The organism is Merdibacter massiliensis, from assembly GCF_900155395.1.
In the GTDB taxonomy this organism is placed as follows: domain Bacteria; phylum Bacillota_I; class Bacilli_A; order Erysipelotrichales; family Erysipelotrichaceae; genus Merdibacter; species Merdibacter massiliensis.
Genome location: NZ_LT699724.1, coordinates 16,831 through 30,315, shown reverse-complemented (window position 1 = coordinate 30,315; position 13,485 = coordinate 16,831). Strand labels below are relative to the sequence as shown.

General features: G+C 37.9%; 14 protein-coding genes. 4 read left to right on the top strand and 10 right to left on the bottom strand.

Annotated features, from left to right (window positions below; genetic code table 11):
- Positions 1–134 precede the first annotated feature (134 nt).
- From BQ9859_RS04965 to BQ9859_RS04955, 3 genes are all read right to left on the bottom strand, one after another.
- Positions 135–1,718: an IS1182 family transposase gene (locus BQ9859_RS04965; protein ID WP_075877133.1), complete on the bottom strand. Its 1,584-nt coding sequence runs from the start codon at positions 1,716–1,718 to the stop codon at positions 135–137.
- 98 nt (positions 1,719–1,816) lie between these two features.
- On the bottom strand, positions 1,817–3,088 hold the full coding sequence (locus BQ9859_RS04960) for a glucose-6-phosphate isomerase (RefSeq protein WP_075877132.1): 1,272 nt from the start codon (positions 3,086–3,088) through the stop codon (positions 1,817–1,819).
- On the bottom strand, positions 3,081–3,452 hold the full coding sequence (locus BQ9859_RS04955) for a CvfD/Ygs/GSP13 family RNA-binding post-transcriptional regulator (protein ID WP_075877131.1): 372 nt from the start codon (positions 3,450–3,452) through the stop codon (positions 3,081–3,083). Before BQ9859_RS04955 ends, BQ9859_RS04960 begins: the two co-directional genes overlap by 8 nt.
- 92 nt (positions 3,453–3,544) lie before the next feature.
- On the opposite strand from BQ9859_RS04955, the gene BQ9859_RS04950 reads away from it, so the two are divergent.
- On the top strand, positions 3,545–4,012 hold the full coding sequence (locus BQ9859_RS04950; protein WP_075877130.1) for a divergent PAP2 family protein: 468 nt from the start codon (positions 3,545–3,547) through the stop codon (positions 4,010–4,012).
- Between the two features lie 10 nt (positions 4,013–4,022).
- The gene (locus BQ9859_RS04945) at positions 4,023–4,271 is read left to right on the top strand and encodes a NifU family protein (protein WP_075877129.1); all 249 of its coding nucleotides are present in this window, start codon (positions 4,023–4,025) and stop codon (positions 4,269–4,271) included.
- Positions 4,272–4,307: 36 nt separating this feature from the next.
- On the opposite strand, the gene BQ9859_RS04940 is transcribed toward BQ9859_RS04945, so the two are convergent.
- The 7 genes from BQ9859_RS04940 to BQ9859_RS04910 all read right to left on the bottom strand — a co-directional run bounded on the left by BQ9859_RS04940 (position 4,308) and on the right by BQ9859_RS04910 (position 10,987).
- The gene (locus tag BQ9859_RS04940; RefSeq protein ID WP_235846398.1) at positions 4,308–4,565 is read right to left on the bottom strand and encodes a DUF4176 domain-containing protein; all 258 of its coding nucleotides are present in this window, start codon (positions 4,563–4,565) and stop codon (positions 4,308–4,310) included.
- A gap of 28 nt (positions 4,566–4,593) precedes the next feature.
- Entirely contained in the window at positions 4,594–5,406 is an 813-nt protein-coding gene (locus BQ9859_RS04935; RefSeq protein WP_075877127.1) for a hypothetical protein, read from the bottom strand.
- A 141-nt stretch (positions 5,407–5,547) separates the two neighbouring features.
- Positions 5,548–5,847 (bottom strand): WXG100 family type VII secretion target, encoded by a 300-nt coding sequence (locus tag BQ9859_RS04930; protein WP_075877126.1) that lies wholly within the window; start codon positions 5,845–5,847, stop codon positions 5,548–5,550.
- Positions 5,848–5,860: 13 nt separating this feature from the next.
- A complete protein-coding gene (locus BQ9859_RS04925; protein ID WP_075877125.1) occupies positions 5,861–6,157 on the bottom strand; it encodes a WXG100 family type VII secretion target in 297 nt (98 codons plus the stop codon).
- Positions 6,158–6,186: 29 nt separating this feature from the next.
- On the bottom strand, positions 6,187–6,438 hold the full coding sequence (locus tag BQ9859_RS04920) for a hypothetical protein (RefSeq protein ID WP_075877124.1): 252 nt from the start codon (positions 6,436–6,438) through the stop codon (positions 6,187–6,189).
- Positions 6,435–9,980 carry an FtsK/SpoIIIE domain-containing protein gene (locus BQ9859_RS04915; protein ID WP_235846397.1) on the bottom strand — a complete coding sequence of 1,182 codons (3,546 nt, stop codon included), beginning with the start codon at positions 9,978–9,980 and terminating at the stop codon, positions 6,435–6,437. The genes BQ9859_RS04920 and BQ9859_RS04915 overlap by 4 nt, the downstream gene beginning before the upstream one ends.
- An 8-nt stretch (positions 9,981–9,988) precedes the next feature.
- Positions 9,989–10,987, bottom strand: coding sequence for an FHA domain-containing protein (locus tag BQ9859_RS04910; protein WP_075877122.1), 999 nt, complete (start codon positions 10,985–10,987; stop codon positions 9,989–9,991).
- A 367-nt stretch (positions 10,988–11,354) separates the two neighbouring features.
- On the opposite strand from BQ9859_RS04910, the gene BQ9859_RS12705 reads away from it, so the two are divergent.
- A complete protein-coding gene (locus tag BQ9859_RS12705) occupies positions 11,355–11,651 on the top strand; it encodes a hypothetical protein (RefSeq protein WP_235846396.1) in 297 nt (98 codons plus the stop codon).
- A 91-nt stretch (positions 11,652–11,742) separates the two neighbouring features.
- Positions 11,743–13,326, top strand: a complete 1,584-nt coding sequence (locus tag BQ9859_RS04900) for an IS1182 family transposase (RefSeq protein WP_075877120.1) — start codon at positions 11,743–11,745, stop codon at positions 13,324–13,326.
- The last annotated feature ends 159 nt before the right edge of the window (positions 13,327–13,485 follow it).

Here is a 13,485-nt window from a genome sequence, read left to right as displayed (position 1 = left end):
ATTAAACGAATCTGTCTATTGAGGTTACGACCTCTTTTTTCTTTTCTTTACTTTGAAATTGTTTCAATTCTCCCAATTATCCCTGTTTTTTGGCATTATGAAAACACCTATTGTGGAAAACCCATCAACATTATTTATGCTTGTGCTTTTTTTCTTGTTTTTTTGTTATGATATTTCATCAGATTAAAGCCTACGCACACCAACAGGAACTCCATTTCTACATTTTTGATGCTTCTCCTATGTAATCTGTCATAAGCATAATCTTCTTTTATCACTCCAAATGCTCCTTCGCTTTGTATGGATCTTTGCACTCGATGATGGATTCCTTCTTCGCTATTTAGTTTTTTTCTCGCTGTTCTTTCAAACTCCTCAAGTATCGGATTCACGCTTATCGTTCGATCTCCCTTGGCTTTCGTACATTGAGATTTGAGTGGGCAATCCGTGCATTTGCCACAACTGTGCGTTTGATTGATTCGATAATATTTGCTTCTCTTATCAACCGTTTCATTGATACAGCCAAATTCATGTCCTGCCGGGCAGATATATCTTCCATTTCCATTTCTGTTCCAGTTTGATTTGATGAATGTTTTTTTCTTGTAGCTCGTTTCTTTTTCTTTTGAATACATCATATATTTGATATAGGCTTCCATATCATTTTCTAAACAGAAGAAATAATTATCATAGGATCCATATCCTGCATCCGCTACTACTGTTTTAGGCATCCTGTTATAAAGTGCTCTGAATGTTTCAAGAAATTTGATAAATGTCTTTTGATCGGTTCTATCCTGATAGATACAAGCCAATTGGATATATTCGCTGCTTACTGCTATCTGTGCATTGTATCCTGCCTTGAAGATTCCTGTCTTCATGTAATGGTCCTCTTTCATGTGCATCATCGTTGCATCGTGGTCTGTTTTCGAACAGCTGTTTCTGTCAGGTCCGCATAGTTCAATTCTTTCCAAACAGTTTTGCAGTGTTTCTTTGTATTTCATCAATTCATCATAATAACGCTGAATCTGGCTTTTTCGCTTACCTTTTCCATAAATGAAAGTGATTCCCTCTTGTTCAACGATATGAAAAATTTGGTTAGCCATATTCTCTATGTCTTTTATTGTCCACTCCTCTTTTTGAGATGCTTCAATACGATCACCCAGTTTCTTGACCCATTCGTTTAATCGAGTGAATATTTTATCTCTTGTTTTGATTGCGGTCTTTTTCCAGATGAAAGTAAACTTGTTGGCATTGGCCTCAAGCTTGGTTCCATCAATATAAACCGTATCATGATCAATTGACGGATCTAATATCTCAATTGATTCAAATATATCTCTAAAAATGAATTGGATGTCATATTTTAAATACTTTTGGATGAAACGATGAAATGCCATGTGACTTGGCGTTTCCTCCTGCATCAAGAACATGAAACGGATGTCCGTTCTACAGCTTTTTTCAATATCTCTTAGACTATAAATATGATTCATGAACGCAAACAGGATGACTTTGATCATCTTGAAGGGATTATATTCTTCACGCCCTCTGTGAGCAGGGTGATCAAGATATTTGTTCCAGTTGACTCCTTCCATCACTTCAAGAAAACTGTACACCGGATCAGAAGAATCGATCTTTTTTTCACAATCCAGTGGTAAAATCATCTGAAATGCGGTATAATTCCTATTGCTCAAATAGGAATGATTTAGCTCTAACACTTCGATGTTTTTCATAGCTAAATTATACCAAAAAATGCATCCTTTCTCTTTCGAGATTAGATGCATTTTTTATTTTTGGCTATTCCTTATTCGTTACAGCCTCTCTGTTTGTATTATTTTTTCCCTAATAAACGGAACATATTTTTCTTATATACTTCTACACCTGGCTGATTGAATGGATTTACATCTAACATCAATACTGACATTGCACATGCACGGAAGAAGAAATAGCACATATAACCAAAGCTTTCTGCACTCATATCTTCCATCGTCAGCACTAGATTAGGTACTCCGCCTGTATTTACATGCGCTTCTAAGGTTCCCTGTGCTGCCATCTTGTTGACCCAGTCAACCGATTTTCCGCTTAAATAATTCATATGATCCAAATCTTCTTTATCCGATGGGAAAGTAATATCCAAAGTTGGCTTATTGACCATCAAGATTGTCTCAAATAAAACTTTCTTTCCTTCTTGAACAAATTGTCCTAATGAATGAAGATCTGTTGAGAAAATAGCTGAATCAGGTAAAATTCCTTTTTCTTCTTTTCCTTCGCTTTCTCCAAACAGCTGTTTCCACCATTCAGCCAACATGCCCATTTGCATTTCATAGCTGACCAGCATTTCCACATCATATCCCTGATTTTGCAAGATACGACGGCAAACAGCATACTGATAAGCCGTATTTTTGTCCAGATCGCTTGTAGCAAGATCATCGTATGCTTTTTTCAAACCACTCATGATAGCATCGATATCGATTCCCGCAACTGCAATTGGCAACAATCCAACAGGCGTAATGACAGAATAACGTCCGCCAATATCATCTGGGATAACAAATGTTTCATAGCCTTCTTTATCCGCTACGTCTTTTAACACGCCGCGTGCCTTGTCAGTAGTTGCTACGATACGGTTTTTTGCTTCATCTTTATATTTTTCTTCCATGAATTGTTTTAACAAACGGAATGCCAAAGATGTTTCCGTTGTCGTTCCTGATTTGGAAATTACATTGACACAGACTTCTTTGTCTTTGATGTAGTCCAGTACCTGTGCAATGTATGTGCTTGAGAATGTATTTCCAATAAAAATGATTTCCGGTTTTTTATTCGCATAAAGGCCATTGATCATCTCAATAGCTGCTCGTGCTCCTAAATAAGAACCACCGATTCCGCAAACAAGGAAAACATCGCACATATCGCGCATCTTTGCAGCAGTTGCCTTAATACGGGTAAATTCTTCTTTATCATATGTATTTGGCCATTCAACCCAACCTACATAATCATTCCCTTTGCACTCTTTGTTCATCAATTGCTGATGCAGACGATCAACTGTTTCTTGATAGTCTTTCACGTTTTCTTTTAAGAACGCATGTTTTGTTTCGAGATTAATCATAACTGTTCCTCCTGTTATATGCTTCTTCGATCCAATCATCGATCTTCTCAGCAAGCGAGCGAAATCCTATTTTCTGATCTGGATATGGTGCGCTCGGATGCCGATAACGGGGATAGCGCTTTTTTGGAGCATTTACGGCTTTCAATGACAAACGAAAATGGATGCCGTCTTCATCTATATCCAATATCTTTACGCGAACTCGTTCATTTACGCTGACAAATGTATGTACATCCCGCACATAGCGCTCACTTATCTCTGAAATATGAATGAGTCCATTATGAGAGCTGTCCAACGAAACAAAAGCTCCATAAGGCATGATTCCTGTTACAACTCCCTCTACAATATCTCCAATCGAATAGCGCATCTGCTCACCTCGTGACATATTATAGCACATCTTTTTAAATATTTGTGGTATAATGAAAAATGTAATCCAAAAAAAGATAACGAGGTGATAGTATGGTTATTTCCCCGTCATTCTACCCGCTGATCGCAGCATTATTAGCAAATGTGGCAGCCCAGGTGTTAAAACTGTTTATTTTTTATTTCCGCAGTAATCGCTGGGATCTGCATCAGGTCATTTCCTGCGGAGGATTTCCGAGTTCTCATAGTTCTACTGTAATTGCTTTAGCAACTGCAATCGGATTACAGGAAGGTTTTGACTCTGCTTTATTTGCAATTACCTGCATTATTGCCCTCATCGTGATCTACGATGCTGTCAATGTGCGCTATTATGCTGGAAAAAATATACAGTTAACAAAACAATTGATCAGCGATATCGAAGAAATGCAAAAAGTAAATTTCTCTGATCCAATTTATCATGAAAAGATCAAAGACGTACTTGGACATAAATTTGTAGAAGCGATCGGCGGAATCATCTTAGGTTTATTAGTGGCTTTTTTATTAGCACCTTTGATGACAGTTTGAGGAGGTTAATATGAACGAAAAAAAAGTAGAAAAAGTACTCGATAAGATTCGTCCGTATATCCAGCGAGATGGCGGTGATGTCAGTCTGGATCATTTAGACGGAAATATTGCTTATGTACGTTTTCATGGTGCCTGCGTTGGTTGTATGGCAATTGACGATACATTTTACGGCGGTATCCGTGATTTATTATTAGAAGAACTTCCTGAATTGGAGGATGTGCGTATCGAAGAATCCTCTTATATGCGTACCCAGTATTAAAAAACTGTTTCTAAAATTGAAACAGTTTTTTTTGCGCTATTGCATCTGCAGCTTCTTAAGTTCTTCTTCCATATGATGACGAAAGCGAAATTCCTCCACATCCTGTAAACCGATATAAAATATTTGATCGATATCTTCTTGATTAAATAAATATACCGACTTGGAGTCGATCATTCCTTCGGGATACAGACATGCGCAATAATCATAGATTCTTTTACTATGTACTTCGCGCTGCACCCTGCCGCAGATCATTAATTTCTTATCTCCTTGTTTTAATGTAACTACGCTGCCCAACGGCAAATACTCTTTGATAACTTGCTCCTTAATACTCTACTTTTATACGAAAACCGAGACCTGCAATAAATCCCAATTTGCTTCCAAATTCCCATTCTTTATTCTTATGTGAATATGTCAGTTCCGCCTCCGCACTTCCTAAGGACAGACTTCCAGTCAAAGTAACTTTCGCGCCAAATAATTCAAAAGCACATTGTGCCTCTCCAGTTAATGCAGCAGCTCCTGCCTTCAATGAAAGGGTCTGTTCCGCTTTTGACAAAACCGCTTCTGCCTGTGCATAAACCGTCCCTATTGAACCAGTCAACTTTGTTGACGCTTTGACAAATGGAATATCGCTTTGTAATGCAAGAGATGCCTGTGCCAAATACGCCTGTAAACCAACATATCCAATCAATTGCGGTGCTATGGCGCCTTCTTCATCAAATAATGAAGCCTGTACCTCTGCTTTTAAAACACCTGATAAGATGTTTGTTTCTAAAGTTGTTTTGATGATAGAAACACTTTTTGATATCACTGTTTGAAAAGTGTTGAAGCGACAGGCAGCACCTGCCCCCATCTTGAAAAATCCCGCATCTTTCACTGATCCAGATCCTGGTTTAATTACGTAATGGTTGAAATGGTGGGTAAAGGAAGAAACTGTCATTTGTTCTTGTTTTCGTTGTAACACTTGCTCAGCTTCTTGCACAGCTTGAATCCGATACCCACAGTAAAAGGATAATCCCAGTAACTTTTGCATGAATTGATTTTTTATCGATCCAATATATGCGATGCCTTCCACATATCGAATTGCTTGTTGGACCTTCTTCTCAATCAATTCATAGGTTGCTGTATCTATCACCATTATTTATATAAAGCAAGCTGCATCAGTTCTTCTATACAGGCAAGCAAAACTGCCTGCTCTTTTTTATCTGTCACGTGCTCACAAGCATGGTAACATTGAAGCAATAATGCATATAACTGTAGATCTTGGCCTTCCTTTTGTCTAATATACAACGTTTTGTGCCTGTTGTTTCAGCATGCTGTCTGCATCCTGATAAGATTGCGCAGTTTGACGAAGATAAGTTGCATATTGTTCTACTACCTGTTCATAGCGCTCAAAAACAGGCAGCAATTGTAGAAAACGCTCCTGTAAAGCAAATCCTGCCGGTGAATCCCAGCTCAAATGCAATTGACGCATTTTTGCCGTTACTTCATTCAAACATGTACGCAATTGTCCATTATAAACCTGCAGCTGTCCTGCCATCTCATTGACTTCTTGCGATCGAATATGAACATGATCCATTTTGATTCCTCCCTCAATAACGCAAGCGATTTGCCATTACCATACATTCCTGTTGCAAACGTGCATAAATCGATGCACTTTCACGAAGATATGCAGCATATTCATCCAAGACCAGTTTCATTTGATCAAAGTCCTTTTGAAAATTTCGCACCTGGGCCGCAAAAGCCGTATAGTCCTTTCCTTGCCACGCACCTTGCATCTGGTCCAATAATTGGTAGATACGATGATAGATATCTGCATATCGTTGCGCTTGTTGTGATATGTAAGAAGCATTTTGTAATAATTGATTCATGTCTACATTGATTTTCATAGATTCCCCTGCTTTCTTCTATCAATCTCTTAGAAAACAATCAATATATCTCCTCGAACAATACCTGTTTCACTCAAGGTCTTTCCTTTTTTTATTATTTCATTTGTTCGCGGATTGCAGAAAAAGTGTTCTCCTTCTTGTACTGCACATCCATATTGCTCCTTGATCCAGTTCAAACATATTTCTAACAAAATCTCTGTATCTGCAAATAATGCCAGTTCCATATCGTAAATTTTTAAAAACTGCGGAAAATGCACTTCTACTAATATCGTGTCCTTCATTTATCTCTGTCCCAAAGAACGATTCGTTGTTCTGTTCCATTTAAGCGGACGATCATCTCATTATTTTTGCAACTTGCTGTTCGAAACCCGTATTGATAACCAAATTCTTCCATACCACAACCGATCCAGCATAAGGTTGCATCATATCGATGTTGCGCAACAAATCGTCTAGTATTTTCTTCTCCTCCCCACCCTAAGAAAAGCGAGTAAGTCTCTTTATACTTTCTTGCAGCATCCCAGGCAACAAGATAGGAACGAATCTTTTCTTCTTGTGCAGGATCACCATATAAAAGGATCATCAAACCTCGCGGCTGCCAAAAAAACAATTCTCCCTCCTCATTTTCTCCAATACTGCTCCATCCCGCACTAGCAAAAAAAGAATGTGGTTTTTGATAGATCTTCTTGTCTCTTGTTTTTAGACAAATATAGCTATAAGCTTCTTCTTGAAAAACGATTCCACAATCTTCATGATTTGAAACAGGTAAATTTCCCTGATGAAACCACTCACTCAAAAGCGTTTTGTCCTTGCTTGCAATGCTCATCTTGACAAACGATGCCGGCAATAGTGAAAGCAAGCTATACTCCAGCTGCTGCACGGAGAAAAAGATCGTGTGCCGCTCAGCCAGTTTCACAAAACGTTTTAATACATCGGGCAGCGGTTGAAACAGCATTAAGGAATCGATCCAAATATAACTATGTTGTACCTCTCTTTCCAAATGAAACAATAAGATACTTCTTTCTCTATCTTTTTGAAGTGAAAAAGAATCACTGCTATCCGAAATTCGGTAGTGTTCATTTTGGTTGTCATCCAACAATGACCCTATACAATTTTCATAAAACTGCTTTGTTTTTTGCAAAGAAGGCGAAAGGACAACATAAGTCTTTTTTTCAATGATAAAAGGGATGATTCGTTGCTGTTGGGGCTGATCGATCCAGCCGATTTGCCTCATCATTTGCTTTTTCATATGTTGACGATATGTTTCCAGATTTTCCAGACAAATCCTGCGAATTTCATATTTCCCATATGCCATATGGTTCAAATAATGACAGATGATGCTGAGTTGTTTCTGAGAAGACTGCCAGCTTCTCCAAGCATGACGAAACAGTTCTTTTCCCAATGAATCATAAATACCTAATTGATGAACCTGATTTTCACGATAACAACGCGCGGGACAATAATCAGCATTCGCATAAGCACTGATGCCATGTAATAGACGTGATTCATTTCCAATCTGCATCAAAAATTCACCCGGTTCTTTTAAATGGATCGCATCTTTTCGATGTAACATATCTTGACTATCAAAAGCATCCTGTACACGAAAACAAATATGAAAACGCGCATTGCTCCAAATTTGATCATCAATGATGCCTCCTGGTTTTTGTGTGCAGAGAAGCAAATGAATGCCCAGACTTCTCCCTATACGAGCGATACGTTGCAAATCATCCAAAAATTCATGATGATCCTGGCGAAGCTGTGCAAACTCATCAACGATCAGAAATAAGTGTGGCAAAGATGGATCCTGCTTTGTTCGATAATGATTGTATTGTTCTAGGCTCAGGTTCGAAAGATCCTGCAATTTCATGATTTTTTGAAATAACGACTGCCTGACAATTAACTCTCTTAACAAAGATTGCCGCACTCTTTGTAATGAAGCTTCTTCCAGATTGGTCATGACCCCGCTGATATGAGGAAGCTCCTCCAAAACCTTAGCCATCGCCCCTCCTTTATAATCAATCAAAAAGAAATTAACCTGATTTGGAGAATACAAACATGACAATGAAAGAATATATGTCAATAAGAATTCACTTTTCCCTGAACCTGTGGTTCCTGCAATGATTCCATGTGGTCCATCTGCTTTTTCATGTGCATCCAGCATGATGGGATTTCCACGAAAATCCCATCCGATCCATGCAGCCAATGAATGTTCCTTTTCCTTTTTCCAATACTGTTCAATTGGCATATGATGAATATCGCAACAAGAAAACAGCGATAAAAAATCACCAGGAAGACTCTTTCTTTGAAATACGGTCATTTCGAGAAAAACGCAAAAATCATTCCATTTTTCGATAGAGAACAAGTAAGGAGAAAAAGAGTGCCATGTATGCCTCCAGTATCTACTTTCCTCAAGATCGATCACGATACCATTTTGATTCATCTGTACTTTTTTATCCGTAACCACAATACAGATCCTGTTTTCTTTTTTCAGCAAAAGAGAATCAAAGCTGGCGGCATCACAAAGGATCAATTCAGTCTCATCCCCTTGTCGTGCAAACAGATCGTCGATCGGTTGAAATGCTTTCAAAAAGCGCAATCTTCCAAATGCAATACGGCTTTCAAAACCTATCAGGCTGATCTGATAGTTATTGTCAATTTGTTTGATCAACTGCATCAACAAATAAAGCCCATAGGCTATGCTCTCTTTCCCTACGACCCAGATCAATCGATCTGCTTTTATCAATACAGGCTGAATGATCGTATTCGTTTCCTTTTTTTGGCAATCCTCATACATCCGGCGGCATACGGGATCCCATTCTTCATCGGCAAGATGATTTTCTTCACTCTCCTTATACTGATCTCCCAAATACAGAAAGCGTTCTTCACAATATACCCTTACATGTTCTTCGACCAGATATCGTTTCCACAGCTGTTGCAATCGACTTTGTTCATCTAGCTGATCCTTTTTCTTTTCATTATAGGAGATCAATGCTTCCCCATATTTTTTTCTAATTCGTTTTCGTTCAAACAAACGTTTGCATTGCTGATAAGATGCACTACTCAAAGGCCAAAATACCATGCTGACCAAAATACCAATCTGCAACCAAATATTCCCAGTACTCGCCTGCATGGCAAGCAATGAACAAGCAGCCATTGTAATGCCGGGTCCAATCTGAAATAAATATGGAATTGTTTCTGCCCGTTGTTTTTTATAAGGAAGAGGGATCGTTGGCATTGCTCTTGTTACATAGGGTGCCAGCCATACAAAAGGACACGTCCACTCATGAATAGGATGATATCTTTCTGCTATATGAATCGGATCAAAGGTAAGAGACACCTTTGTTGCAATAAAGTCTGTACCTATTATGATCATAAATTGACAGACGTTGATTACATCCCCAGCATGCAGATCCTGCTTTTTGATGCGCCTGCCATTCACATAAGTACCATTGGTACTATCCAGATCCCTAATGATCCATTCTTTATTCTCTTTGTCGATCTTGCAATGATGAGTGGATACATAGGTATCTTCAATTACACATTCACACTTTGAGCTTCTTCCTATAGTAAAAGGCCTTAATAAATAAAACTGAAGCGGATCCTTTGTTTCTTCCTCCAATTGCAAATAAAATGAACAGCGAATGTCGGTTGGCTCAAAAGTGGATAGAGACAGCGTGCCTAACAATCTGCAATCACTGTCATATACATTCCAATCTTCCTTTCCTGGTTCAAGCTGTATAAAAACATGCTTTGTATGCGGATGATGAAAGATCAATGTATCCCCAAAAGATACATATGCACTCTGCATCCATTCTTTTGTAAACAAATAAATTCTCATGTCGATATGCTTTGTTCATGAAAAACAAGGCGGAATTGAGCAATTTGAATGACCATACCTTCTCTTAAACGCATTTCTCTCTGCACTCTTTTCCCATTTAGAAAAGTCCCATTTTGCGACTTTAGATCACGTATATACCATCGATTTCTTTCTTTTCGCAAATGCAGATGATGATCTGAGACAGAAAGATCTGAGATAGTGATCGCACAATCTTGCGCTCTTCCAATATCTAATTCTTCTCCTCTCAATGCATAGCTGTCTTTTTCTCCTTCCAGCCAAGCATATCTGCCCTTCTCATCTCCTAATTGACACGTTTTAACTTCCTCGCTCCACCTCTCTTCCACTTTCGTTTGTTCATTAACAGCCGGTTGTTTCTGAAAGTTTTGCAACTGTTGTTCCCTGGCGATGAAAGTCTGCTGCTCCGCTTTTTTTCTTGCCCTTTGCCAAAATTTTATTTTTTCTTCATATTGTCCTTTCAAAAACAAAAAACCTTGCAGCAGTGCAGTCAAAGAGAATTCACTTCCATGTGTAGAACGAACGAGAAAACCAATGATCTCATATGCTTCTTTCGTTTGAAAATGCATAGCAAGATATTTTGCAAAAACACGACACTCTTCTTTTTGCAGATACCAATGATCCACATTCAGCGGTACAGCAACAAAACGAAGAAAATTACCACGTGGAGGAAGATAAATAAAGCGCACATCCATCACAATAGGTTTGTTGCGGTTCACTTTAAGACAATGTTCCAGCAATTGGATCAGAAATCGGTATCCCTCCTCTCGTTCAAAAACATAACTTTCAAGAAAACAGGAAAGTGAGATAAGCCCATTGATCTCATAACGAAGACAATTTTTTGCTTTCTGGATTGGCTGTAAACATTCTTCATCCATACGGATCTGGTCATAGATAAATGCATCAAATTTCACATGTTCGTCTATTTGCACGTAAAGATATCCATTGTTTTCTTTGATATCCTGCAATCCGCTTCGCACTTTCTTTCCTCCTTTCTCCTACACTTCTCATATACGGATCAACATTTACCATCCCTAAACATTTTCAAAAAGAAAGGGATATGCTATAATCCAAACGATGAAACGAATAAAAAATAAAAGAAAGCTCATTCATGCATTTTTTGCTTTCTTTCTCTTACCTGTTTTAAATTTATATGCTTTGTCGATGACAGACATTTTCCTTAACAATCAAACCTATATTGGAAATGAATTAGGACACCCTTTTTATTTACTTTTGTGGGGCATATGCAATGCTGTCTATTTTTTATTCATGGCTTTGCATTGCTTCAACCGCTATCCCTGCATCCCCTCATTTTTTCATAAAATTGTGATCATCCTATGCATGTGCATGGTATTATCCGTAATTCTTCCCTACGACCCTGTATCCTGTGCAATCAGCAGCAAATGGCATGTACGCATCGCAATGTTGGCAAGTGTAGGCTATGCCGTTGTCATTTTTATTTTTTTATATATGTCGCTCTTGCAAGGATATGTAGAATTGCGTTCTTATTTTTTCATATATTTATTTCTTTGTTTTATCTGCATCTATGGATTTGCATTGCATGGTGCAGTTACTTCTTTTACAGAAATCACTTATTCAATGGGAATGGGCTTTTTCCTATTCCGGCTGCTCTATCACAAATGAAAAGAGGCTGTAACGAATAAGGAATAGCCAAAAATAAAAAATGCATCTAATCTCGAAAGAGAAAGGATGCATTTTTTGGTATAATTTAGCTATGAAAAACATCGAAGTGTTAGAGCTAAATCATTCCTATTTGAGCAATAGGAATTATACCGCATTTCAGATGATTTTACCACTGGATTGTGAAAAAAAGATCGATTCTTCTGATCCGGTGTACAGTTTTCTTGAAGTGATGGAAGGAGTCAACTGGAACAAATATCTTGATCACCCTGCTCACAGAGGGCGTGAAGAATATAATCCCTTCAAGATGATCAAAGTCATCCTGTTTGCGTTCATGAATCATATTTATAGTCTAAGAGATATTGAAAAAAGCTGTAGAACGGACATCCGTTTCATGTTCTTGATGCAGGAGGAAACGCCAAGTCACATGGCATTTCATCGTTTCATCCAAAAGTATTTAAAATATGACATCCAATTCATTTTTAGAGATATATTTGAATCAATTGAGATATTAGATCCGTCAATTGATCATGATACGGTTTATATTGATGGAACCAAGCTTGAGGCCAATGCCAACAAGTTTACTTTCATCTGGAAAAAGACCGCAATCAAAACAAGAGATAAAATATTCACTCGATTAAACGAATGGGTCAAGAAACTGGGTGATCGTATTGAAGCATCTCAAAAAGAGGAGTGGACAATAAAAGACATAGAGAATATGGCTAACCAAATTTTTCATATCGTTGAACAAGAGGGAATCACTTTCATTTATGGAAAAGGTAAGCGAAAAAGCCAGATTCAGCGTTATTATGATGAATTGATGAAATACAAAGAAACACTGCAAAACTGTTTGGAAAGAATTGAACTATGCGGACCTGACAGAAACAGCTGTTCGAAAACAGACCACGATGCAACGATGATGCACATGAAAGAGGACCATTACATGAAGACAGGAATCTTCAAGGCAGGATACAATGCACAGATAGCAGTAAGCAGCGAATATATCCAATTGGCTTGTATCTATCAGGATAGAACCGATCAAAAGACATTTATCAAATTTCTTGAAACATTCAGAGCACTTTATAACAGGATGCCTAAAACAGTAGTAGCGGATGCAGGATATGGATCCTATGATAATTATTTCTTCTGTTTAGAAAATGATATGGAAGCCTATATCAAATATATGATGTATTCAAAAGAAAAAGAAACGAGCTACAAGAAAAAAACATTCATCAAATCAAACTGGAACAGAAATGGAAATGGAAGATATATCTGCCCGGCAGGACATGAATTTGGCTGTATCAATGAAACGGTTGATAAGAGAAGCAAATATTATCGAATCAATCAAACGCACAGCTGTGGCAAATGCACGGATTGCCCACTCAAATCTCAATGTACGAAAGCCAAGGGAGATCGAACGATAAGCGTGAATCCGATACTTGAGGAGTTTGAAAGAACAGCGAGAAAAAAACTAAATAGCGAAGAAGGAATCCATCATCGAGTGCAAAGATCCATACAAAGCGAAGGAGCTTTTGGAGTGATAAAAGAAGATTATGCTTATGACAGATTACATAGGAGAAGCATCAAAAATGTAGAAATGGAGTTCCTGTTGGTGTGCGTAGGCTTTAATCTGATGAAATATCATAACAAAAAAATAAGAAAAAAAGCACAAGCATAAATAATGTTGATGGGTTTTCCACAATAGGTGTTTTCATAATGCCAAAAAACAGGGATAATTGGGAGAATTGAAACAATTTCAAAGTAAAGAAAAGAAAAAAGAGGTCGTAACCTCAATAGACAGATTCGTTTAATTAAAATCTTCTATTTCGTTACAGCC

What these genes read in the sequence shown, in the direction of transcription:
- BQ9859_RS04900 (WP_075877120.1), top strand. Translation starts at nt 11,743, where the DNA reads ATGAAAAACATCGAAGTGTTAGAGCTAAATCATTCCTATTTGAGCAAT.
- BQ9859_RS04930 (WP_075877126.1), bottom strand. Translation starts at nt 5,847, where the DNA reads ATGGATCATGTTCATATTCGATCGCAAGAAGTCAATGAGATGGCAGGA.
- BQ9859_RS04960 (WP_075877132.1), bottom strand. Translation starts at nt 3,088, where the DNA reads ATGATTAATCTCGAAACAAAACATGCGTTCTTAAAAGAAAACGTGAAA.
- BQ9859_RS04950 (WP_075877130.1), top strand. Translation starts at nt 3,545, where the DNA reads ATGGTTATTTCCCCGTCATTCTACCCGCTGATCGCAGCATTATTAGCA.
- BQ9859_RS04920 (WP_075877124.1), bottom strand. Translation starts at nt 6,438, where the DNA reads ATGAAGGACACGATATTAGTAGAAGTGCATTTTCCGCAGTTTTTAAAA.
- BQ9859_RS04955 (WP_075877131.1), bottom strand. Translation starts at nt 3,452, where the DNA reads ATGCGCTATTCGATTGGAGATATTGTAGAGGGAGTTGTAACAGGAATC.
- BQ9859_RS04935 (WP_075877127.1), bottom strand. Translation starts at nt 5,406, where the DNA reads ATGGTGATAGATACAGCAACCTATGAATTGATTGAGAAGAAGGTCCAA.
- BQ9859_RS04965 (WP_075877133.1), bottom strand. Translation starts at nt 1,718, where the DNA reads ATGAAAAACATCGAAGTGTTAGAGCTAAATCATTCCTATTTGAGCAAT.
- BQ9859_RS04925 (WP_075877125.1), bottom strand. Translation starts at nt 6,157, where the DNA reads ATGAAAATCAATGTAGACATGAATCAATTATTACAAAATGCTTCTTAC.
- BQ9859_RS04945 (WP_075877129.1), top strand. Translation starts at nt 4,023, where the DNA reads ATGAACGAAAAAAAAGTAGAAAAAGTACTCGATAAGATTCGTCCGTAT.
- BQ9859_RS12705 (WP_235846396.1), top strand. Translation starts at nt 11,355, where the DNA reads ATGGTATTATCCGTAATTCTTCCCTACGACCCTGTATCCTGTGCAATC.